Consider the following 19751-nt stretch of genomic DNA (forward strand, 5'->3'; position numbering starts at 1 on the left):
CATGCCCCCCAAGGCTGTCAACAGGCCATATGCACAAAGGAGACTGTTTGCCCAGTTCTTGCGCAGCCTGTTGATTTTGCAGGCGAGTTGTCGCTTGCCAAGCCCTGTTACTGAGATCGTGACAGGGTCGTGCAGGCTTCCGGAGTGGCAAAACGGCCGTAGATATAGCGCAATCTCGCCCCCAGCATCAGGGCCGCGCTGGTGAGGCCGACGATAAAGCCGATCCAGAAACCCTGCGGCCCCATCCGAGGCACCAGCCAGTCGGTCAGACCCAGGATCATGCCGGTGGGCAGCCCCAGCCCCCAGTAGGCGACGATGGTGACGTAGAAGATCGCCTGGGTATCCTTGTAACCGCGCAGTGCGGCGGCCGCGACCACCTGCACCGAGTCGGAGATCTGATAGATTGCGGCGAAGAACAGCAAAATGGCCGCCAGGACGATCACCTGCTGATCATCGGTATAGATGGAGGCGATCTGCTCGCGCAGCAGCACCGTCATGGCGGCAGTGGCAGCGGCAATGGCCATCCCCAGCATCAAGCCGGTGCGAGCAGCCACCCGGGCGTGATGGGGTTGCCCTTCACCGATGCTGTGGCCGACCCGGATGGTGACACCCACCCCGATGGAGAGGGGTAGCATAAAGACCAGGCTGGAGAAGTTGAGTGCAATCTGGTGGCTCGCCACCGTTTCAGCGCCGAAGGGGGCCAGCATCAGGGCTACCACGGTAAACAGGGTCACTTCGCAGAAGATCGCCATGGCGATGGGGAAGCCCAAGCGAAACAGTCGCCAGATCCGGCTGCCGTTGGGGCGAGCCAGCTGGGAGAAAAGCCGGATCTCGGTGAAGTGACGGGAGAGCTTCACATAGAGGATCATCGCCAGCAGCATGGCCCACAGCACGATGGCGGTAGCGACGCCACAGCCCACCCCGCCCAGTTTCGGCATGCCGAAGTGGCCGTGAATGAAGATGTAGTTGGCGGGAATATTGACCGCCAGCCCGACAAAGCCGATCACCATGGTGGGCATGGTGTGGGAGAGCCCCTCACTGAAGTTGCGCAGCACCTGGAACAGCACGAAAGCGGGCAGGCCCCACAGGATGGCATGCAGATAGCCAGTGGTCTTGGCAGCCATCACCGGTTCCACATCCATGAACTGCAACGCCAGCGGGCTGTAATAGAGCGCAATCATCGCCAGCGGGGTGACGATGAGCGCCAGCCAGAAGCCCTGATGGACGGCCGGGCGGATTTGATCCCGTTTACGGGCACCATTGAGCTGGGAGACGATGGGGGTGAGCGCCATGATGATCCCCTGCACCAGCAGGATCACCGGTAGCCAGAAGCTGGACGCCACCGACACGGCAGCCAGATCGACCGCACTCACCTGTCCCGCCATCACGGTATCGACGAAGTTCATGGCGACCTGGGCCACCTGGGCGACCAGAATGGGGCTGGCTAGACGGACGAGCTGCTTCGCCTCGGACCAATAACGTTGCACTGACACCTCCGAGTGGATCAGATAAGAGTAAAAAAGAGCGGAAATCGGGAAGAGCCTTTGCACTTTCGGACGAAAGTGCAAAGGGTGGGGGAGGCATTCTAGCCTGAAATTCAGCCAGGACGAAATAGTTGCCACCCCGGCAGCGGGATCAGGCGTCTTCGTGATCGCTGATCAGCAGGTTGGCAGCGGCATAGGCAGCCTGCTCGCGCAGTTCGGCGGGCACCCGTTCATCGGCGGCGACCGCATTGAGGGCGCGGATAGTGGCGGCGATGGCGTTTGGCACATAGCCCTGCTCGCCGGAGCCAATCTGGTTATAGGCGATACGGATCGCTTCACAACATTGATATACCTGCATTTCTTTTTCCTTGTTTACCCGGATGTGAACGGCGTCACTATAGCGATCGGGCGCAAGCTTGTCAGCCTGTACCCTTGTCTCACCCTCTGCCCGAGGTTAACCTGCCCTTTTTGCAGTAGCAGGAGACGAGAGATGTTCACTGGCATAGTGCAGGGGACCGCCGAACTGGTGGCCATCGAAGAGCAACCCAACTTCCGTACCCATGTGATCCGCATGCCCAGCCGGGAGTGGGGCGAGGGATTGGCCCTGGGTGCCTCGGTGGCTCACAACGGCTGCTGTCTCACCGTGACCCGGATTGCAGGGGATCTGGTCAGCTTCGATCTGATGCAGGAGACCCTGCGTCTCACCAACCTCGGTCTGTTGCAGGTGGGGGACAAGGTCAATGTGGAGCGGGCCGCCCGCTTTGGCGACGAGATCGGCGGTCACGCCATGTCTGGCCACATCATCGGTATGGCAGAGGTCACCTCGGTGATCGATACACCCAACAACCGTCAGGTGTGGTATCGCCTCGCTCCCGAGTTGATGAAATATGTGCTGACCAAGGGGTATATCGGCATCGATGGCATCAGCCTGACCATCGGTGAGGTGCGCGAGCGGGAGTTTTGCGTTCACCTGATCCCTGAGACCCTGGCCCGCACCAACCTGGGTTGGGTCAAGGCTGGCTGGCAGACCAATATCGAGATCGATCCTCAGACCCAGGCCATCGTCGATACGGTGGAGCGGGTACTGGCGGCGCGCGGGGGTCACTGAAAGGAAACGGCTCGGTTTCAATCGCCTTATAAGCAAGAGCCTGCAGTGTGCAGGCCCTTGTTATTCATGTGGTGAAAATATCCACTCAACTTTCTATGACTCGCAGTCACAACATCTGCTCAACTCTTTGCGACTTGCAGGCCAAACAGCTGCTCGGCCTTTTGTGACTCGCAATCAAAATAGTTGCTCGTCATCCGCATCCACAAACAACTGCAAACAGTCGCGGGCTTCGTCGCGGTGGAGACGCAGGTGGATCGGATTGCAACAGGCCATGCAATCTTCGTAAAACTCCTGATCACCCTGGCTGGCATCCAGCTCGACCCGGGTATGGTGGCCACAGTGAGGGCAGACGATGCGCTTGCTGGTGTACTCGATCATGATAACCTCCTCGGGCCCTGAGGCCGCCTATCTACCCTGATTCTAGTCGGGCTGCAGGGGGTTAACCGCGAGCAAACGCACGTTTATGACAGAGATCAAGCCTGAGGGATGGCAAGGTGCAACCGGTTGGACAGGTCGTGTGCGAGAGGAACAATCTGGTTGTGAATGACGGGTGAAAAGAGGGGAATTGCCAACGGTTGTTTGGCAATCACAGGGGGCAGGAGCCCCCTGCGGATATGAGAACGCGAGCGCAGCAAGGCGCCGATAGGCGTTACTTGACCCAGCTGGCCAACATGTCGGCATTGAGCTCGGCCAGCGAGCCGAGCTGGTAGTTGGCGATGGCCAAGCGTGGGTCACCCACTAAAGCGGGATCCGGCACGATCAGCGCGGTCATGGAGGCCGCCTTGGCCGCCAGCAGGCCGGTAAAGCTGTCTTCGATGGCCAGACAATGAACCGGCTCTACCCCCAGTTTCTCGGCGGCGTGGATATAGACATCCGGGTGCGGTTTGCCGAAACGCTCCACCTCTGCGGAGTGCACCGCCATAAAGCGATCGCGAATGCCGAGTTTGCCGAGCACCGCTTCTACCATCGCAAAGGGGGAGGAGGTGGCCAGACCCACTTTCAGGCCGCGGGCTTCGATAAGGTCGAGCGCCTCCAGCACACCGGCTTTGGCCTGACCTTCGGAGAGGATCAGGGCGTTGACCCGATCCAGAATGCGCTGCACTACCTCTTCCTGAGTCGGGCCGCTCCACGGGCGCAGGCGATACCAGTGGGCAACCAGCTGATCGATGCGCACGCCGATGGTCGACTCACAATCCTCGACGGTGTGGGGGTGACCCAGTTCGGAGAAAACGGCGATTTGGGCCCGTTGCCAAAAGGGTTCCGAGTCGATCAGAACACCATCCATATCGAAGATCACGGCAGCTAACATCTTGTACTCCTGACAAATTTGAAGAGGGGATTATAAGCCTGACGGGGAAATGCAAAAGGGGCATTGCCATGCCCCTTGCGCCCGATCACATCGGCAAACGTTTGTTTTGCTGTGGCAAAAAAGCCCTTAGAACAGCACCTCGACCTTGGCGGCCACGGCTTTGGCTTTTTCCACCGCATCCTGGCAATCCTCTGCGCGGGCCAGTGCCACGCCAAGACGGCGGCGACCGGCGATCTCCGGTTTGCCAAACAGCCGCAGTTGGGCACCCGGCACCAGCGCCAACGCCTCACCAATCCCCTGATAGTGGATATCCTGGCTGTACCCTTCGCGCAGTACCACGGCAGAGGCGCTCGGCCCGTACTGGGTGATGGTGCCGACCGGCAGCCCCAGAATGGCGCGCACGTGCAGGGCGAACTCGGAGAGATCCTGAGAGATCAGGGTCACCATGCCGGTATCGTGGGGGCGCGGCGAGACTTCGCTGAACCACACTTCATCGCCTTTTATAAAGAGCTCGACTCCGAACAGGCCGTAACCACCGAGGGCCTCGACCACCTTGGCCGCTACCTCTTTGGAGCGGGCCAGCGCCAGCTCGCTCATCACCTGCGGCTGCCAGGATTCGCGGTAGTCGCCATCTTCCTGACGGTGGCCGATCGGCTCGCAGAAGTGAATGCCATCGACGGCGCGTACCGTGAGCAGGGTGATCTCGTACTCGAAGGGAACGAAGCCCTCGACGATCACCTTGCCACGACCGGCGCGGCCACCCTCCTGGGCGTAGGTCCAGCTCTCATCCAGCTTGGCGAGATCGCGCAGCACGCTCTGTCCCTTGCCGGATGAGCTCATCACCGGCTTCACCACGCAGGGCAGGCCGATGGTCTCGACGGCGGCGACAAACTCCTCCTTGCTCTGGGCAAAGCGGTAGGGAGAGGTGGGCAGGCCCAGGGTCTCGGCGGCGAGACGGCGGATCCCTTCCCGGTTCATGGTGAGCTGGGTAGCGCGGGCGTTGGGCACTACCTTGACCCCCTCCTGCTCAAGGGCTGCCAGCGTATCGGTGGCGATGGCCTCGATCTCGGGGATGATGAGGTCGGGTTTGATCTCGGCGACCAAGGTACGCAGGGCGTTGCCATCGAGCATATCCAGCACGTGGGCTGCGTGAGCCACCTGCATGGCGGGGGCGTTGGCATAGCGGTCGGCGGCGATCACTTCGATCCCGAAGCGTTGCAACTCGATGGCGACCTCCTTGCCAAGTTCGCCGGAGCCCAGCAGCAGGGCACGGGTGGCGCCGGGGCGGGTTGCGGTTCCAAACATACGATCTCTCCTGATGTCGATGGTCATTGTTGATGATCGCTATCGCACGAATAGCGGACAAAAAAAGAGGCACGCATGGCGTACCTCAGGAAAAGGGTTTGTGAGCGCGCTGCTCCAGATGGGTCAGCAAGGTAATGGCGCCAATGATGATGGCGGCGCCAAGCCACAGACGGCCGGGGGGCGCCCAGCCAAATACCAGCCAGCCTGCCAGCACGTTCATCGGCAGCTTGGCAAAATCGAAAGGCTGCACGAAGGAGGCCTCCGCCACGCTGTAGGCGCGAGCGATGGACATGTGCGCGAGTGCCGACAGAATGCCCGCTGCCGCCAGCAGCAGCCATTGTGGCTCGGTGGGCCACTGCCACTCTGGCAGCGCCAGCATGGCGTTGAACGGGGTACTGAAAATAAGCAGATACACCACTATGGTGTGGGATGATTCGTTGGCTGCCTGATAGCGCACCATCAGGGAGTAACCTGCCCAGAACAGCGCCGCCGCCACCGGCAGCAGGGAGGCCCAGTTGAATTCGTCAGTCCAGGGGGCGAGGATCAGCATGGCGCCGGCAAAGCCCGCCAGGGTGGCCAGAATGCGGGTGCGGCTCACCTGCTCCTTGAGCAGCAGGGCGGAGCCCAGGGTGGCAAACAGCGGCGAGGTCATCAGCAGGGCGATCCCCTGCCAGATGGGGACGGGGTACGCCAGTGCCCAGAGCCAGAGCTGGATGCCGATCACCGCCAGCAATACCCGCAACAGATGCAACCGGAACTGATTGGTCATCAGGGATTGGCGCAGGCCGTGACGAACCAGCCAGGGCAGCAGGCAGATCAGGGCGATCAGGTATTGATGAAAGGCGACCTGAGTAGAGGCAAGGCCGAGTTTGAAGCTAACATACTGGCTCAGGCTGTTGACGGCGGCGAAGCAGAGTCCAGCCACCATCATCCAGACTGCACCGGCCAAAGGAGAGTGCCTGCGCGAGGGTATCATGGGATCCGGGTCGCTGGAAAAAAGTGCGGCGGATCATAACGGCAATCGTTTGTTCTGCCAAGGGTTGAAGCGCGGCCGCAGGGTTGGCTGGCGAGGAAGTGGCCTTTCATCAAAAAATTTGAATAAGTTGAGCATCTATTTTCGCTATCAGCAAATAAGCACAATGTTTAGAGTGACCTCCATCGACAGCAACGCTGTTCAACCGACAACCAAATGGAGTTTCACCATGGCCAATATCCTCGTACTCAAATCCAGCATCCTGGGTCAATATTCCCAATCCAACGCCCTGATCGACGGCTTCCTGGCTGACCATCAGGATGATGTCGTCACCGTGCGTGATCTGGCAGCACTCAACCTGCCGGTGCTGGATGGCGAGCTCGCCTCCGGCCTGCGCGGTGGTGATAACCTGAGCGAGCGTCAGTTGGCGGTGATCGCCCAGTCCGACGAGCTGATCGCCGAACTCAAAGCGAGCGATCTGGTGGTGATTGCGGCCCCCATGTACAACTTCAACATCCCGACCCAGCTGAAAAACTGGATCGATCTGGTGGCTCGCGCTGGCGTCACCTTCCGCTACACCGAGACCGGTCCGGTGGGTATGGTTGAAAATACCCGTGCGCTGGTGATCAGCCCCCGCGGCGGCATGCACGTCGGCAGCGCCACCGATCTGGTGACCCCCTACATGCGTACCGTGCTCGGTTTCATCGGTATCAAAGAGGTGGATTTCATCTACGCCGAAGGGATGGGGATGGGTCCGGATGCCCAGAGCAAGGGGATGGAAGCGGCCAAAGCGCAGCTTGAGGCTCTGGCTATCTAAGGGCTCTCTCTATAAGGGCTATCTATCCCGTCAGGGGTTATCTCTTCAAGGGGTTGCCCCGCGAGATACAAGAACGCAGCCATCAGGCTGCGTTTGTTTTTTGGTTAGATATGATTGCGACAGACGTTGCTGCTACAGAGAGTATCGTGGCAAGCGGTCGGTATAGACGTTCCGGCGGAGTCACTACTCCATCATAAAGCGGCGACAACCACGCACCAGCAGCAATGCCACCGCGACCAGCAGGCCAAGCAAGAGGGTGGTCAGCCACTGTTCGGTACTTTGCGGCATGTGGGGCGTGAAGAGGCTGATCATCAACAGGGTACAGAGCGTGATCAACAGGCTCTGTCGGGTCATCAATATCATGGGGTCATCCTTGGTTTGCTCACCTGAAACGATTTTAATGCCCTCTTGTGACAGGGTGATGTATCCGTGCATCACCCTGTTGGGGCTCTTCAGACCATATCAGGTTTTTACCGCAGAGCCAGCGCCATCACTGGCGCTGTGATCCCGATCCCGCTAGCTCTCTTTATCTGAACTGTTTCTGCGCTGGCTGGTAGTGAAAATCGCCGCTGGCGAGCCGCGCTTCCAGTGCCGCCTGATCGATCTCCTGCGCTTTGCAGAGATCATCCAGATCGTCATAGCGATCACGCAGCTGCATATTGACGACGCTCAGCAGCATGTTGATATCCATGGTGGCGAACTTTTTCAAATCCATGATTATTTCTCCCGATCCAGTGATTGCAGCTGCTCGATGGCGGCGCTGACACTGTGCAGATGCTGGCGGATCGCCTCGCGGGATTCGCTAGGCAGATAGTCGGTCAGGGTATGTTGCCAGCTGCCCGCTTCACTCTTGAGCTGCAGGAAGAGGGCGAGCCCGGCATTGGTGAGGGAGACCAGGCTGATGCGTTTGTCCTGCTCGCTGCTCTCGGTAAAGATGATCCCTTTTTCGACCAGACGGCGGATCTCACGGGAGATGCGCACCTTGTCCATGCCGCTCGCCTCGACCAGCTCTTTCTGGCTGATGGGGTAGTTGGGGCCGAGCACCATCATCAGGCGCCATTGCGGCACGGTCAGCTGGTAACGCTGTTCATAAAACTGTTCGAAGGTATCCCGTAGCATCTCGGCGGCATGTACCAACTGATAGGGCGGGTAGTGAGCGAGTAACGCTATGATTTTTGACATATTACACCCTGCTGTGACGGCTGCATCAGATGCAGTTTCTTTTGATACTTTGACATTGATGATACGAAACTCAAGCTGATTTGTCTGACCCGGTTGCGATGAAATGTGCGGTGGCGCACGCCCTCAAGGAAAAACCGGGTCTGACCGACGGGATTTTAAGCCAACGCTGTTCAGCCTTTACGCAACCAGATGAGGGCGCTCTGCTTGAGCCAGGCCTCGCGAGTGTGGATGGCGTAGAGCGCGGCCTCGTCGCGGCTGCCCGCTTGCCAGCTTTGTGGCTCCTGTTTGGGCAGCTTGCGCTGACCCAGCAGGCAGGCCGGAATGTGCGGATTGGCCTCGATGGCGACCAGCAGATGGGGCTTGGCTGCCTCGGCACCCTCGGTAGCAAAGACCATCAGTGCCTTGTTATAGAGCAACCAGCTGGAGGCTTCATCGAAGCGCACCAGCAGGGCGGCCAACGCCTGCCAATCCCCTTGCAGTGCATAGAGGGTGGAGAGGTTGTAGCGGCAACCCAGCTCATCGGCCATGCAGATTGTCAGCAGCGCCAGATACTCCGCTTTGGCCTCACCCAGCTTGCCAAGGCGCAACAGGCAGTCGGCGCGGCCGGCTCTGGCGGCCAGCAGGGGGCGCAGCTCGGGGGCACTCCAGCCGTGACCGGCGATTTGCTGCCAGAAGGCTTCATCAAAGAGCGGAGTGGCATCAGCGATGATCTTCTTGAACCAGCCGAGACGGGCCTGATGATCGCGGCAGCTGTCGGCCAGCTCGAACCAGGTCTGCCACTGTTGGGCCTGTTCGCCATTGAGGGCCACATCAGCGCTGGGGGCGGCCTGATACTGGTCGAGGTTGAGCAACTGGTTGAGGGCGGTTTTCATATTCTGGCGCTGTCGTTTGCAGAACTCGACAAAGGGGAGTTCGCTGGCGGCTGCGCTATAGAGCATCTGGGCCATCTGCTTGTCGCGAAACAGGCTCAGCTCGGCGGCCAGACTGAAGCGGTACTGGGTGGTCGGGTCGTTCAAATCCTTCGGCTTGGGCCAGGTGGCAAAACCCATGCTGAAGCCATAACACCATTGACCGAGGGGGTGGCTCTGTTCGAACACCTGCTCGGGGTTATCGCTGGGCAGGCGGCACTGGCTCGGCAGGGCCAGCTGGGCGTCGTCGGCTTGGGATTCCAGCTCGGCGATCAGGTGGTTGAGGGCTTCTGCGCTTTTTTCATCCAACTCGGCATCCTGTTCCAGCAGACCAGCCAGCGGGCGTTGCCAGTCAGGACTTTCCGGCCCCACCAGACGAGCACAGAGAAAACCGTGCAGGGCCGGGTAGGTCATGTCCTGATCGCTGTGGCTCTGGATCCATTGATTAAGATGGCGGGTACGAGTGGATGGGTTCATCGACAGTTCCTCTGGATTTGAACAGCCGCGAAGTCTACCTAAAAGTGGGGTTATTTGCAGCAAATGGCCGCCTGTTTGGCGATTTAATCACCATTGGCGGATAAGATAAGGGCGAAAGAGCGGCCAGTGGTGGCTTGGGGACTAGGCCGGATCACTGCTCTTGAGGTAACATGCGCGCCCATAGGGGCCATGTTCAGTTGGCCCATCCGGGTAATGAAAAAAGAGAGCACCATGATACAGATTGGCAAGATGAACACCCTCACCGTTGTTGAACTCGAAGACCGTGGCGCCTGGCTTGCGGCCGATGAGTACGGTGAACTGCTGCTGCCCAAGCGTCAACTGCCGGAAGGGGTGAAAGAGGGGGATAGCGTGCAGGTCTTCCTCTATCTGGATGCCGATTGCGAGCCGGTGATCACCACCGACAAGCCATTTGCCATGGTGGACGAATTTGCCGGTCTGAAAGTGGTCAATGCCAACAAGATTGGTGCTTTCCTCGACTGGGGCATGAAAAAGGATCTGTTTGTGCCCAGCCGCGAGCAGAACAAGCCGATGCAGGTGGGCCACGTTTATCTGGTACGTCTGCAACTGGATAACGAAGGGCGCATGGTCGGCACCAGCCGCATCGAGCGTTTCCTGACCCCGGCCGGCAGCAACTTCAAGGTTGGTGACGAAGTGACCGCGCTGCCGGGTGAGCACTCGCCCCTTGGCATCAAGGTGATCGTCAACGGTCAGTATCCCGGCATGCTGTTCAAGAACGAAGTGTTTGGCCGAGTGATGACCGGTCGGCCGCAAACCGCCTGGGTCAAGCAGGTTCGCGAAGATGGCAAGCTGGATCTGACCCTGCAAAAGCCGGGTCTGGCGCGGGTTGATGACGCTGGTGAGCGCATTCTGAGCCGGATGAAAAAGCAGGGCGGCAGTCTGGCGGTGGGTGACAAGAGCGAACCCGAGCTCATCTACAAGCTGTTCAGCATGAGCAAGGGCACCTTCAAGAAGGCGATCGGCGGCCTCTACAAGCAGGGCAAGATTGTCATCGAAGATAACGCCATCACTCTGGTGGCCACAGAGACCGACTCGGCAGTGGATAGCGAATAAGATGCCGAGCCCCTGTGTTGGCCTCTGCAAGGCGAAAGATGGGCTTTGCCTTGGTTGTGGCCGCACCCTGACCGAGATCGGCCACTGGTCGGCGATGGATAGCAAGGCCCAGCTGGCGGTGATGGCCGAGCTGAATGGCTCGAAAAGCACCCACCGCTGTCCGGGTTGTGGCGAACCGGCCTATTGCGCCGTCTCTGCCGGTCAGACCATCGCCCAGTGCTGGTGCAGCCAGTTACCGGTACTGCCGATGCAGGAGGCCAGCGCTTGCTGGTGCCGCCGCTGTCTGGCCAAGGCCATCGCGGCGCAGGATTAGCAGAGAACAGCAATAAGAGTGCACAGAAACAAGAAAGGCGCCGATGGCGCCTTTTTTATGCCTGCTGCTGGCGATGCCAGCGCACATGCACTTGATCTTCGGTCAGCAGACGGGGCAGCAGGAAGGTGGCGAAGATCACCTCAAACTCATCCTGATGATCCAGCAAACCGACCCACACTTCGACCCAGCGCTCCATATCGACCGGCTCACCCAGCTCGGTCGACCAGTCGGCATTGGGCAGCGTCGCCTCCACGGCGCCACGCTGCTCAAACTCCAGGGTGATGTCGACTATTTGTTCGGGGGCCAGCATATCGGCGGCCTGCTCAAGAAACTGATCATAGGCCCATTCGACCAGCTGATCCGGGGTACGCTGTTCCATGAAATCACTCCAGATACATCGAGGTTCGCTACTGTAACAATTATTGGCTGTGGCGGCCAGACCAGTGCGCCGGGCGTGGCTGGCCTGTCCAAGTTGCCGTTGGGGGAGTATGGTTAAGGCGCGGATCATCTGGCAGGGAGTAAGGGGATGAAGCAGCGGGGACGGCGGCAACAGATCAAGCGACGGCGCGAGGCCTGGTGGTGGCACTATCTGCCACTCCACCGCGAGACGGTGGGCGGTCATCTGGGCCCACCGGAGAAACCCGATGAGCCCTGAGGATCAGTCGGCCTGATGCACCCGATTGAGGGTGATTTGGCCCAGTTGCCCCATCTGGCGGCGGATCCAGACCGAGCGCTTCTGCACATAGGGTGAAGGGGGCTTGACCCGATAGCGCCACGGATTGGGCAGGGCAGCGGCCAGCAGGGATGACTCGTAGCGGGTCAAGCGGCTGGCCGGTTTGCCAAAGTAGGTACGGGCCGCGGCTTCGGCGCCATAGATGCCGGGGCCGAACTCCACGATATTGAGATAGACCTCGAGAATGCGGGCCTTGTCCCAACCCAGCTCCATCAGCAGGGTAAACCAGGCCTCCAGCCCCTTGCGCAGGAAGCTGCGATCACTCCACATAAAGAGGTTCTTGGCGGTCTGCTGGCTGAGGGTGCTGGCACCGCGCACCCGTTCGCTGTGCTGGTTGTGCTTGAGTGCGGCGTTGATGGCATCCATGTCAAAGCCGTTGTGATCGGCAAAGCGCTGATCCTCGGCGGCGATCACCGCCAGTTGCAGCTCTTTGGAGATGGACTCCAGATCTACCCATTCATGGCGTACCTGGGTGATCTTGGCGGGCGGAAAGAGGGCCCGCTCGATACGCCAGCTCCACATCGGCGGATCGATAAAACGCAGCAAGGCGACCGAGCCGACCGAGCAGAGCAGCCCGGCCAGCGCGATCTTGCCTGCCCACCTCAACACCCGGCGCCCAAGCGATGCAGATGGACGCTCAGGGGCCACAGAGTCAGGGTCAGACTCCCACTGATAGTGGCTGGGATCATCGGGATCCGGAATTATTGGGGCAGCCATTCGATGTGGCAGAACTTCTCGTCAACACGGCGGGAGAGCAGCATGCGGGCAAACAGGTGCTCATACTCTTGTTCTTCATTGCCAAGGCCTACCCAGATCTCGGCATAGTCGGTATCGCTCACGGCAAAACCCACGTCCGCTTCCCAGTCATCGGCCGGGTCGGTTTCGGCCAGCAGGCCGCGATCGTTGAACTCCTGATTGAAGCGGGCGATCTCCTGCTCCGGCAGGTTGTCAGAGGCCAGCTCCATAAAGAGTTCGAGGGCGGTATCGAGCAGTTCCTCGACGCTGTGCATTTCGTCATTCATAGACATAAGCGGTCTGTTCCAGAAAAGAGAAAAAGGTGCCAGCGCAGATCACTGCCTGCGGGGCGGCGCTATTCTAGCGGTCGGCAGGCCCCTTGGCGAGATGAGGCGAACCGCTGTGACCTGTTTTTGTGCCAATAAAAAACCGGATCCAGTGACAGGATCCGGTCTTCATTGGGGGAAGGGGTCACGCATAGGGCGTCAGCTCATCCCTTCTTGTCATCGGCGAAGGTGATGTTGAGCTCCAGTACCGACAGCTCATCACTCTTCTGATCCAGTTGGACGGTTATCTTCTCCGGATCAATGTTGACGTATTTGCGGATCACATCGAGGATGTCCTGCTTGAGCTGGGGCAGGTAATCCGGCCCCCCTCTGGATGAACGCTCGTGAGCAACAATGATCTGCAACCGCTCTTTGGCCAGTTGTGCGGTGTTCTGTTTCTTGTTGGAACGAAAATAATCCAATAATGACATGTTTAACTCCCGAACAGTCGGCTAAAGAAGCCCTTCTTCTCTTCTTCCAGAAAACGAAATTCCTTGGCATCGCCCAGCAGGCGGGACACCGCATCTTCGTAGGCCTGACCGGCATCGGACTCCTTGTCCAGAATAACCGGTTCGCCGGAGTTGGAGGCGCGCAGCACCGCCTGGGACTCCGGGATCACCCCGAGCAACGGGATGGCCAGGATCTCCTGCACATCCTGCACGCTCAGCATGTCGCCGCGGTTGACGCGGGTCGGGCAGTAGCGGGTCAGCAGCAGGTGCTCCTTGATGGGGTCTTCGCCACGCTCGGCGCGACGGGACTTGGAGGCCAGGATGCCAAGGATGCGGTCGGAGTCACGCACGGAAGAGACTTCCGGGTTGGTGGTGACGATCGCCTCGTCGGCAAAATAGAGCGCCATCAGCGCGCCCGCCTCGATCCCTGCCGGGGAGTCGCAGACGATGTAATCGAACTTCATCTCCGCCAGTTGATCCAGGATCTTCTCGACCCCCTCACGGGTGAGGGCATCTTTGTCCCGGGTCTGGGAGGCGGGCAGGATAAACAGATTTTCCGAGCGTTTGTCCTTGATCAGCGCCTGATTGAGGTTTGCTTCCCCATTGATGACGTTGACGAAGTCATACACCACGCGCCGCTCGCAGCCCATGATGAGATCCAGGTTTCTCAGACCGATGTCAAAGTCAATGACCACTGTCTTGTGACCACGCTGGGCTAAGCCGGTGCTCAGGGCCGCACTGGTTGTGGTCTTGCCAACGCCACCTTTACCCGATGTAACGACTATGATTCGCGCCATTCTCGCTTCCTTGTAACTCTATTTGATACGGTCTATTCGGAGTTGTTCGTTGTCCAGCCGGACGTGTACCGGTTGCTGGATCAGGCCTGCTGGCAATGCATCGCTCAGCTGGAATGTGCCCGCGATGGAGAGCAGCTCGGCCTGTAATTGCTGGCAATAGATCCGAGCCTGGGTGTTGCCCCGGGCACCGGCAATGGCTCTGCCACGCAGGGTGCCATAAATATGAATGCTGTCGTCGGCGAGCACTTCGGCTCCCGGACTGACGGACCCCAGCACCACCAGCGAGGTGCCGGCGGCATAAATCTGCTGGCCGGAACGAACCGGTCCCACATGTACCTTGCTCGGGATCAAGGGGGCTGGTTCGGGCTCGGGAACCACCACAGGAGCGGCTGGCGCGGGGGCAGGCTCGGGTTCCGGTTCGCTCTTGCGACTCTTGCCCGAGGCCATTACAGCCAGTCCCACCGCCTTGGCGGCTGTCTTCATCTCTTCACTGCGTGCCCCTGTGATGCCGACCAGCACAAACTCTTCGGACTCCACCAGCTCCTTGAGCTGTTCGAAATCGGGAATATGTTCCAGTCGGGAAACATTGATCACCAGCGGCGCGCAATTAAAAAAGTAGGGTGCCTGGGCCACTTTTTCGGCCAACAACTGACGGATCCGCTCAGGCTCGCCATCGCTGATATGCAACACAGAAATAGTGAAGGTGGTCCCTTTCAATTCGTTATCGCGCTCAACCATGAATCTTCCCCGAGGCAGAGATGCTAATCCGTTATTGTTATTCAATTCCTGATGTTATAGTTTGCCCCCATCAGAGGCAATAAACTCGTCGGATTATATCAATTTCCATGTTGTGTGCAGTCTATAAAAGTCGCAAAAAAGCCGAGACCTACCTTTTTGTTGAAAAAAGAGAGGATTTCTCCCGCGTTCCCGAGCCACTGCTGAACGCATTCGGGCGTCCCGAGCTGGTGCTGATGACCAAGCTGGATCCGGCCAAGCCCTTGGGGCTGGCTGATGTCGGCAAGGTGATGGCCGCGCTGACCAACCAGGGGTTCTACCTGCAGGTGCCACCGCCCCCCGAGAATTTGCTGGAGCAGCACAAGGCCAGCCTGAAAAAACCATCCTGAATATCCAGCCCCGTTGTGTGTTCTGCCCAGCGGGGCTAATTCTTTGCGACTCTGCATGACGCATTCCGGCCCCCGAGAGGTGGCCTGCGATAATCCCGTGACAGGATCTGGCCAAATTAAACCCTCCCTTTGGTGATATTCACTTTTCGCTGTTTAAATAGAAAGTCAATCTGCTCCCAACACCATATCCTCAACCTTTGCTGGCGCTCACAAAAATAGAGAGTGGCGCGTACTCATATCCTCCATTTCAACGGCTATTGGCTCATTCATCGATTATTTTCAGCCTTTTCCTTAGGCGCTTTTTTGGCCTCCACTGCGTGATGAGTAGTTCATCAAAGGGCGCGTAAAGAGGGCGGTGATAACGGTGCTAAAACCAGTTTGCGCGATGCGCTGTTGCCAACATGATGAGCTAACCTCCTGTTTGTGTACTTGATTGTTTGCCCTGATCACGAAAGTGCCACATAGGAGGCAATCAATGTGGCGGCGTGATAATCCGCAGGGTGAGCGGTAACCGCGTCTTGCCAAACAAGGGTATGACCAAAGGGGGGATATTGAGCTGAGGGGGCATCTCGATATCGATTAGTTGTGAAATCGTGACCGGGGCAAGATAGCAGGTACAGGTTTCATGTAGGGGCGTAATGTCCCTCTCAATGCATTGAGAAGAGTGAATCAAGGTATGTAATTAGAGAGGTATGCAGACAAGGCAATCCGCATTGCGGTGGCGTAGCAGGGTATATCAGCGACGCCCTACAGTGAAATGGTCGGTATGCCGGTATAAGTGCCTGGCATCCCATTCGGGCAATAAAAAAGGCGGGATATCCCGCCTTTGTTCAGATGAGGGTCGTAACCCTTATTTATTCGCAGGCAACCTGCATCACCTTGATGGCCAGACCGCCACGGGAGGTTTCACGGTACTTGGAGTCCATGTCCTTGCCGGTGATGTACATGGTCTCGATCACCTTGTCCAGCGAGACGCGCGGCTTGGAGGTACGACGCAGGGCCATACGGGAGGCGTTGACCGCTTTCATGGCTGCGATGGCGTTACGCTCGATGCAAGGCACCTGTACCTGACCGGCAACCGGATCACAGGTCAGACCCAGGTTGTGTTCCATGCCGATCTCGGCAGCTTCGCAGACGTGCTCCGGGCTACCGCCCATCAGCTCGGTCAGACCGGCAGCGGCCATGGAGCAGGAGACACCCACTTCCCCCTGGCAGCCCACTTCGGCGCCGGAGATGGAGGCGTTCATCTTGTAGAGGATGCCGACGGCACCGGCAGCCAGATAGAAGCGGGTGTATTCGTCGCGGCCAACCGGCTGGATGAACTTGTCGTAGTAAGCCAGTACGGCCGGGATGATACCGGCAGCGCCGTTGGTCGGTGCAGTGACCACGCGGCCACCGGCAGCGTTCTCTTCACTCACGGCCAGAGCGAACATGTTGACCCAGTCAACGATGTTCATCGGATCGCTCGAGAGGTTCTCGTTGGTGTTGAGCTGACGGTAGAGCGGCGCGGCACGACGGGGTACGCGCAGCGGGCCGGAGAGAACACCTTCGGTACGGCAGCCGCGCTCGATACCTTCACGCATGGTGTTCCAGATCTTGCCGAACTTCTTGTAGATCTCTTCCGGAGTGTTGAAGCACTTCTCGTTTTCCATCATCAGGGCAGAGATGGAGAGACCGGTCTGGCTGCAGTGGGCAACCAGCTCGGCGGCGCTCTTGAACGGATAGCGTACAGACATGTCGCCGCTGTCAGCCTTGCCGAAGTTCTCTTCGTCAACGATGAAGCCACCACCGATGGAGTAGTAGGTCTTGCTGTAGACCACTTCATCTTCGATCAGGGCAGTCAGCTTCATGCCGTTTTCGTGCAGCGGCAGGGCTTCGTCGTGGAATACCATGGCGTCACGCGGGAAGCTGACGGTGTGGCAGTGCAGGCCGATCGGCAGGCGCTCGGTCTGTTCAACACGGGAGATAAACTCGGGGATGGCATCGATATCGACATTTTCCGGCAGGTTGCCAGCCAGGCCCATGATGATGGCAGTGTCGGTATGGTGGCCCTTGCCAGTCCAGGAGAGGGAGCCGTAGACATCGACATTGATCCGGGTTACATCGCGGATCTTGCCGCCCGCGCGCAGCTCGTCAACAAACTGTTTGGCCGCTTTCATCGGGCCAACAGTGTGGGAAGAAGAGGGGCCTACACCGATTTTGAAGATATCAAAAACGCTGATCATGTCACTATTACCTCAGGGTAGAAGGGGGCGGCATGCCCACTCACAGAAATTTGGGAGATCCATGGAACGCGCTTGTCAGCGCAGGTCACAGAACCAGATAACCGTAGTGTAACGGCTCCAGACCTAAAAAAAGTTGAAATAGATCTATTTTTGTTGAATCTGAGGCGCGAGTATAAAATTTATTTTTGTGCTTATCCATTTTGTTAAGCGTTTGCCCATAAAAATACCCGGCGATGCCGGGCATTTCGGAACCAAATGGAGTCATTTGCCGTTTTTTAACATTCGGTAATGTTAACGGCGAGGCCGCCACGGGCCGTCTCCTTGTATTTGGTCTTCATGTCGTTGCCGGTCTCCCACATGGTCTTGATCACCTTGTCCAGTGACACCTTGTGCTCGCCGGTGCCGCGCAGGGCGAGGCGGGCGGCATTGATCGCCTTGACCGCCCCCATGGCGTTGCGCTCGATGCAGGGCACCTGCACCAGTCCGCCTATGGGATCGCAGGTGAGGCCGAGATTGTGCTCCATGCCTATTTCGGCGGCGTTCTCCACCATGGCCGGGCTGCCACCCAGCAGTTCGGTCAGCGCGCCAGCAGCCATGGAGCAGGCGACTCCCACTTCCCCCTGACAGCCCACTTCGGCCCCGGAGAGGGAGGCGTTCTTCTTATATAAGATGCCGATGGCAGCCGCGGTGAGGAAGTAGCGGATCAGCGTCTCGTCATCCACCTTGTGCACGAAGCGATCGTAGTAGTGCAGCACGGCGGGGATGATGCCCGCAGCGCCATTGGTGGGGGCGGTGACCACCCGGCCACCGGCGGCGTTCTCCTCGTTGACCGCCAGCGCAAAGAGATCGACCCACTCCATCACCATCAGCGGATCCTTGTTGAAGTTGGTCTCGCAGCTTAGCTGGCGGAACAGCCCCGGGGCGCGGCGCCGAACCTTGAGGCCGCCCGGCAGCACCCCTTCGCTTTTGCAGCCTCGCTCGACGCAGCCCTGCATCGCCTGCCAGATCTTGCGCAGCCCCGCTTTTATCTGCTCATCGCTGCGAAATATCCGCTCATTGGCGAGGATAAGCCCCGAGATGGAGAGGCCGCTCTCCTGACAGTGGGCCAGCAGTTGGGCGCCGCTGTCGAACGGGTAGGGGACAGGGTGCTCGGCATCGGACTTGGCGGCCTCTTCTTTGGCGGTGGCAAAGTGGCTCTCTTCAATGATGAAGCCGCCACCGATGGAGTAGTAGGTCTGGCTGAAGCGCAGGTTTTCCTCTTTATCAAAGGCCCGCAGAGTCATGCCGTTGGTGTGGGCCGGCAAGGTTTTGCGGCGGTTGAAGATGATGGCACCGGTGCGGGGAAAATGGCTTGGTTGCTCGCCTGCCAGCGGCAGGTTCTGCTCCTTTTCCACTCGAGCCAGAATGGCGGGAATCGCATCGATATCGACCGATTCCGGTTCAAAGCCCGACAACCCCAGAATGATCGCCTTGCCGGTGCCGTGCCCTTTGCCGGTCTGGCCCAGCGAGCCGTAACACTCCACTTCGACCCGCGTAACCTGTGGCAGATGCCCTTGCAGCTTGAGCTGCTGGACGAAGGCGTAAGAGGCACGCATGGGGCCGACGGTATGGGAAGAGGAGGGGCCAATTCCGATGGAAAACAGGTCAAACACGCTGATCATGACATCAATCCGGTGATGGTTTATGTCTGTTTATTCTAGGATTTTTGCCGTGGATAGGAAGTGGGGATGTGCGGTGCTGTGACATGGACACAGATAATGGGGCTGGGGGTTGCCCAAGAAGGTTGAAGGGGCTGCTCCCCTTCAACCAGCCTGATCAGTCGAGAAATTCGCACAGATAGGCGGTGGGGGTTTTCACTTCCAGTTTGAAGGAGGAGTGACCGGCCACCAGGAAGGATTCACCCTGGCTGTAGGTGTGCCACTCATCTTCATCAGCCAGTTGGATGGTGAGGGCGCCCTTGATCACTGTCATCCGTTCGGGGGCGGCGGTGTTGAACAGGTAGTCACCGGCGTTCATCACCCCGACGGTTGATTTCTCGCCTTTTTGTTCGAAACCGATGGATTTTACATTTCCGTCGAAATACTCGTTAACTTTCAGCATCTTTACATCCCTGTGTGTACGTTTGTGCAGCCAAACTAGCACAATCTTTTGCCAGTTGTCATGGGGGATGAGGTAAAAATCGCCGAGACCGCTTTGAATCTTCACTTTTTCGCAAACTTATTAATAGCCAAGGTTAATGATTTGCTGATTTAAAACAGCAATTAAATGTGAGATAACACGCGCAAACAGGGGAATGGGCAGCCGCTCATTCCCCTGTTTGGTTAATTGCACTGGGAAAAGTGTGAATTTTGCTACATAAAGGAACATATTGTGTTAACTAAAGGACTCATTAAA

At 58.5% G+C, this 19751-nt stretch carries 25 protein-coding genes; 6 read left to right on the forward strand and 19 right to left on the reverse strand.

Annotated features, from left to right (window positions below; translation table 11 throughout):
* Positions 1 to 107: 107 nt before the first annotated feature.
* Both VF684_RS18890 and VF684_RS18895 read right to left on the reverse strand, forming a co-directional pair.
* The gene (locus VF684_RS18890; protein WP_043820305.1) at positions 108 to 1487 is read right to left on the reverse strand and encodes an MATE family efflux transporter; all 1380 of its coding nucleotides are present in this window, start codon (positions 1485 to 1487) and stop codon (positions 108 to 110) included.
* A 148-nt stretch (positions 1488 to 1635) separates the two neighbouring features.
* Positions 1636 to 1842 (reverse strand): YaeP family protein, encoded by a 207-nt coding sequence (locus VF684_RS18895; RefSeq protein ID WP_005345813.1) that lies wholly within the window; start codon positions 1840 to 1842, stop codon positions 1636 to 1638.
* A gap of 132 nt (positions 1843 to 1974) precedes the next feature.
* Here VF684_RS18895 and VF684_RS18900 point away from each other — a divergent pair, with 132 nt between their 5' ends.
* On the forward strand, positions 1975 to 2592 hold the full coding sequence (locus VF684_RS18900) for a riboflavin synthase subunit alpha (protein ID WP_139441581.1): 618 nt from the start codon (positions 1975 to 1977) through the stop codon (positions 2590 to 2592).
* 174 nt (positions 2593 to 2766) lie between these two features.
* Here the strand turns inward: VF684_RS18900 and VF684_RS18905 are convergent, their stop codons facing one another.
* The 4 genes from VF684_RS18905 to VF684_RS18920 all read right to left on the reverse strand — a co-directional run bounded on the left by VF684_RS18905 (position 2767) and on the right by VF684_RS18920 (position 6134).
* Entirely contained in the window at positions 2767 to 2970 is a 204-nt protein-coding gene (locus tag VF684_RS18905) for a CPXCG motif-containing cysteine-rich protein (protein WP_005336871.1), read from the reverse strand.
* A gap of 271 nt (positions 2971 to 3241) precedes the next feature.
* Positions 3242 to 3901: a hexitol phosphatase HxpB gene (gene hxpB / locus VF684_RS18910; protein WP_005360961.1), complete on the reverse strand. Its 660-nt coding sequence runs from the start codon at positions 3899 to 3901 to the stop codon at positions 3242 to 3244.
* A 126-nt stretch (positions 3902 to 4027) separates the two neighbouring features.
* Positions 4028 to 5206, reverse strand: coding sequence for a formate-dependent phosphoribosylglycinamide formyltransferase (gene purT, locus VF684_RS18915; RefSeq protein ID WP_376898415.1), 1179 nt, complete (start codon positions 5204 to 5206; stop codon positions 4028 to 4030).
* Between the two features lie 85 nt (positions 5207 to 5291).
* Positions 5292 to 6134 (reverse strand): DMT family transporter, encoded by an 843-nt coding sequence (locus VF684_RS18920; RefSeq protein WP_376890600.1) that lies wholly within the window; start codon positions 6132 to 6134, stop codon positions 5292 to 5294.
* A 274-nt stretch (positions 6135 to 6408) separates the two neighbouring features.
* Between VF684_RS18920 and VF684_RS18925 the strand changes: the two genes are divergently transcribed.
* Positions 6409 to 6996 (forward strand): FMN-dependent NADH-azoreductase, encoded by a 588-nt coding sequence (locus VF684_RS18925; RefSeq protein ID WP_257124867.1) that lies wholly within the window; start codon positions 6409 to 6411, stop codon positions 6994 to 6996.
* A 183-nt stretch (positions 6997 to 7179) separates the two neighbouring features.
* Here the strand turns inward: VF684_RS18925 and VF684_RS18930 are convergent, their stop codons facing one another.
* From VF684_RS18930 to VF684_RS18945, 4 genes are all read right to left on the reverse strand, one after another.
* A complete protein-coding gene (locus tag VF684_RS18930) occupies positions 7180 to 7359 on the reverse strand; it encodes a hypothetical protein (RefSeq protein WP_075115065.1) in 180 nt (59 codons plus the stop codon).
* Between the two features lie 163 nt (positions 7360 to 7522).
* Complete coding sequence (locus tag VF684_RS18935) at positions 7523 to 7711, reverse strand: DUF4250 domain-containing protein (RefSeq protein WP_019445848.1); 189 nt, start codon at positions 7709 to 7711, stop codon at positions 7523 to 7525.
* A 2-nt stretch (positions 7712 to 7713) separates the two neighbouring features.
* Positions 7714 to 8178: a MarR family winged helix-turn-helix transcriptional regulator gene (locus VF684_RS18940; protein ID WP_005336856.1), complete on the reverse strand. Its 465-nt coding sequence runs from the start codon at positions 8176 to 8178 to the stop codon at positions 7714 to 7716.
* A 170-nt stretch (positions 8179 to 8348) separates the two neighbouring features.
* Positions 8349 to 9563, reverse strand: a complete 1215-nt coding sequence (locus VF684_RS18945; RefSeq protein ID WP_376898413.1) for a UPF0149 family protein — start codon at positions 9561 to 9563, stop codon at positions 8349 to 8351.
* Between the two features lie 231 nt (positions 9564 to 9794).
* On the opposite strand from VF684_RS18945, the gene VF684_RS18950 reads away from it, so the two are divergent.
* Both VF684_RS18950 and VF684_RS18955 read left to right on the forward strand, forming a co-directional pair.
* A complete protein-coding gene (locus VF684_RS18950; RefSeq protein WP_005336853.1) occupies positions 9795 to 10655 on the forward strand; it encodes a CvfB family protein in 861 nt (286 codons plus the stop codon).
* Between the two features lies 1 nt (position 10656).
* Complete coding sequence (locus VF684_RS18955; protein WP_005360950.1) at positions 10657 to 10968, forward strand: DUF1289 domain-containing protein; 312 nt, start codon at positions 10657 to 10659, stop codon at positions 10966 to 10968.
* A gap of 55 nt (positions 10969 to 11023) precedes the next feature.
* Here the strand turns inward: VF684_RS18955 and VF684_RS18960 are convergent, their stop codons facing one another.
* On the reverse strand, positions 11024 to 11347 hold the full coding sequence (locus tag VF684_RS18960; RefSeq protein WP_005336851.1) for an HI1450 family dsDNA-mimic protein: 324 nt from the start codon (positions 11345 to 11347) through the stop codon (positions 11024 to 11026).
* A 147-nt stretch (positions 11348 to 11494) separates the two neighbouring features.
* On the opposite strand from VF684_RS18960, the gene VF684_RS18965 reads away from it, so the two are divergent.
* On the forward strand, positions 11495 to 11623 hold the full coding sequence (locus VF684_RS18965) for a hypothetical protein (RefSeq protein ID WP_019445852.1): 129 nt from the start codon (positions 11495 to 11497) through the stop codon (positions 11621 to 11623).
* A 3-nt stretch (positions 11624 to 11626) separates the two neighbouring features.
* Here the strand turns inward: VF684_RS18965 and mtgA are convergent, their stop codons facing one another.
* From mtgA to minC, 5 genes are all read right to left on the reverse strand, one after another.
* Positions 11627 to 12418 carry a monofunctional biosynthetic peptidoglycan transglycosylase gene (gene mtgA, locus VF684_RS18970; RefSeq protein ID WP_179903825.1) on the reverse strand — a complete coding sequence of 264 codons (792 nt, stop codon included), beginning with the start codon at positions 12416 to 12418 and terminating at the stop codon, positions 11627 to 11629.
* Complete coding sequence (locus VF684_RS18975; RefSeq protein ID WP_005352317.1) at positions 12403 to 12729, reverse strand: HI1450 family dsDNA-mimic protein; 327 nt, start codon at positions 12727 to 12729, stop codon at positions 12403 to 12405. Before VF684_RS18975 ends, mtgA begins: the two co-directional genes overlap by 16 nt.
* Positions 12730 to 12926: 197 nt before the next feature.
* Positions 12927 to 13193 (reverse strand): cell division topological specificity factor MinE, encoded by a 267-nt coding sequence (minE, locus tag VF684_RS18980; protein WP_005336848.1) that lies wholly within the window; start codon positions 13191 to 13193, stop codon positions 12927 to 12929.
* Between the two features lie 2 nt (positions 13194 to 13195).
* On the reverse strand, positions 13196 to 14008 hold the full coding sequence (gene minD, locus VF684_RS18985; RefSeq protein WP_005336847.1) for a septum site-determining protein MinD: 813 nt from the start codon (positions 14006 to 14008) through the stop codon (positions 13196 to 13198).
* 18 nt (positions 14009 to 14026) lie between these two features.
* Positions 14027 to 14746 (reverse strand): septum site-determining protein MinC, encoded by a 720-nt coding sequence (gene minC, locus VF684_RS18990; protein WP_058056865.1) that lies wholly within the window; start codon positions 14744 to 14746, stop codon positions 14027 to 14029.
* Between the two features lie 107 nt (positions 14747 to 14853).
* Between minC and VF684_RS18995 the strand changes: the two genes are divergently transcribed.
* A complete protein-coding gene (locus VF684_RS18995; protein WP_236297749.1) occupies positions 14854 to 15132 on the forward strand; it encodes a YcgL domain-containing protein in 279 nt (92 codons plus the stop codon).
* Between the two features lie 854 nt (positions 15133 to 15986).
* Here VF684_RS18995 and VF684_RS19000 read toward each other — a convergent pair.
* The 3 genes from VF684_RS19000 to VF684_RS19010 all read right to left on the reverse strand — a co-directional run bounded on the left by VF684_RS19000 (position 15987) and on the right by VF684_RS19010 (position 19457).
* Complete coding sequence (locus VF684_RS19000) at positions 15987 to 17357, reverse strand: L-serine ammonia-lyase (RefSeq protein WP_005336844.1); 1371 nt, start codon at positions 17355 to 17357, stop codon at positions 15987 to 15989.
* Positions 17358 to 17632: 275 nt separating this feature from the next.
* Positions 17633 to 19018 (reverse strand): L-serine ammonia-lyase, encoded by a 1386-nt coding sequence (locus VF684_RS19005; RefSeq protein ID WP_019445854.1) that lies wholly within the window; start codon positions 19016 to 19018, stop codon positions 17633 to 17635.
* 154 nt (positions 19019 to 19172) lie between these two features.
* Positions 19173 to 19457: a pyrimidine/purine nucleoside phosphorylase gene (locus VF684_RS19010; RefSeq protein ID WP_005336842.1), complete on the reverse strand. Its 285-nt coding sequence runs from the start codon at positions 19455 to 19457 to the stop codon at positions 19173 to 19175.
* Between the last annotated feature and the right edge of the window lie 294 nt (positions 19458 to 19751).

Origin of the sequence: Aeromonas sp. Lyrl_2 (assembly GCF_051948815.1) — a bacterium.
Lineage (GTDB): Bacteria > Pseudomonadota > Gammaproteobacteria > Enterobacterales > Aeromonadaceae > Aeromonas > Aeromonas veronii.

What these genes read in the sequence shown, in the direction of transcription:
- minC (WP_058056865.1), bottom strand. Translation starts at nt 14,746, where the DNA reads ATGGTTGAGCGCGATAACGAATTGAAAGGGACCACCTTCACTATTTCT.
- VF684_RS18955 (WP_005360950.1), top strand. Translation starts at nt 10,657, where the DNA reads ATGCCGAGCCCCTGTGTTGGCCTCTGCAAGGCGAAAGATGGGCTTTGC.
- VF684_RS18975 (WP_005352317.1), bottom strand. Translation starts at nt 12,729, where the DNA reads ATGTCTATGAATGACGAAATGCACAGCGTCGAGGAACTGCTCGATACC.
- VF684_RS18965 (WP_019445852.1), top strand. Translation starts at nt 11,495, where the DNA reads ATGAAGCAGCGGGGACGGCGGCAACAGATCAAGCGACGGCGCGAGGCC.
- VF684_RS18930 (WP_075115065.1), bottom strand. Translation starts at nt 7,359, where the DNA reads ATGATATTGATGACCCGACAGAGCCTGTTGATCACGCTCTGTACCCTG.
- VF684_RS19010 (WP_005336842.1), bottom strand. Translation starts at nt 19,457, where the DNA reads ATGCTGAAAGTTAACGAGTATTTCGACGGAAATGTAAAATCCATCGGT.
- VF684_RS18960 (WP_005336851.1), bottom strand. Translation starts at nt 11,347, where the DNA reads ATGGAACAGCGTACCCCGGATCAGCTGGTCGAATGGGCCTATGATCAG.
- VF684_RS18950 (WP_005336853.1), top strand. Translation starts at nt 9,795, where the DNA reads ATGATACAGATTGGCAAGATGAACACCCTCACCGTTGTTGAACTCGAA.
- VF684_RS18945 (WP_376898413.1), bottom strand. Translation starts at nt 9,563, where the DNA reads ATGAACCCATCCACTCGTACCCGCCATCTTAATCAATGGATCCAGAGC.
- VF684_RS18995 (WP_236297749.1), top strand. Translation starts at nt 14,854, where the DNA reads ATGTTGTGTGCAGTCTATAAAAGTCGCAAAAAAGCCGAGACCTACCTT.
- VF684_RS19005 (WP_019445854.1), bottom strand. Translation starts at nt 19,018, where the DNA reads ATGATCAGCGTGTTTGACCTGTTTTCCATCGGAATTGGCCCCTCCTCT.
- VF684_RS18905 (WP_005336871.1), bottom strand. Translation starts at nt 2,970, where the DNA reads ATGATCGAGTACACCAGCAAGCGCATCGTCTGCCCTCACTGTGGCCAC.
- VF684_RS18920 (WP_376890600.1), bottom strand. Translation starts at nt 6,134, where the DNA reads ATGGTGGCTGGACTCTGCTTCGCCGCCGTCAACAGCCTGAGCCAGTAT.
- VF684_RS18925 (WP_257124867.1), top strand. Translation starts at nt 6,409, where the DNA reads ATGGCCAATATCCTCGTACTCAAATCCAGCATCCTGGGTCAATATTCC.
- VF684_RS19000 (WP_005336844.1), bottom strand. Translation starts at nt 17,357, where the DNA reads ATGATCAGCGTTTTTGATATCTTCAAAATCGGTGTAGGCCCCTCTTCT.
- purT (WP_376898415.1), bottom strand. Translation starts at nt 5,206, where the DNA reads ATGTTTGGAACCGCAACCCGCCCCGGCGCCACCCGTGCCCTGCTGCTG.
- VF684_RS18895 (WP_005345813.1), bottom strand. Translation starts at nt 1,842, where the DNA reads ATGCAGGTATATCAATGTTGTGAAGCGATCCGTATCGCCTATAACCAG.
- mtgA (WP_179903825.1), bottom strand. Translation starts at nt 12,418, where the DNA reads ATGGCTGCCCCAATAATTCCGGATCCCGATGATCCCAGCCACTATCAG.
- hxpB (WP_005360961.1), bottom strand. Translation starts at nt 3,901, where the DNA reads ATGTTAGCTGCCGTGATCTTCGATATGGATGGTGTTCTGATCGACTCG.
- minE (WP_005336848.1), bottom strand. Translation starts at nt 13,193, where the DNA reads ATGTCATTATTGGATTATTTTCGTTCCAACAAGAAACAGAACACCGCA.
- minD (WP_005336847.1), bottom strand. Translation starts at nt 14,008, where the DNA reads ATGGCGCGAATCATAGTCGTTACATCGGGTAAAGGTGGCGTTGGCAAG.
- VF684_RS18940 (WP_005336856.1), bottom strand. Translation starts at nt 8,178, where the DNA reads ATGTCAAAAATCATAGCGTTACTCGCTCACTACCCGCCCTATCAGTTG.
- VF684_RS18900 (WP_139441581.1), top strand. Translation starts at nt 1,975, where the DNA reads ATGTTCACTGGCATAGTGCAGGGGACCGCCGAACTGGTGGCCATCGAA.
- VF684_RS18935 (WP_019445848.1), bottom strand. Translation starts at nt 7,711, where the DNA reads ATGGATTTGAAAAAGTTCGCCACCATGGATATCAACATGCTGCTGAGC.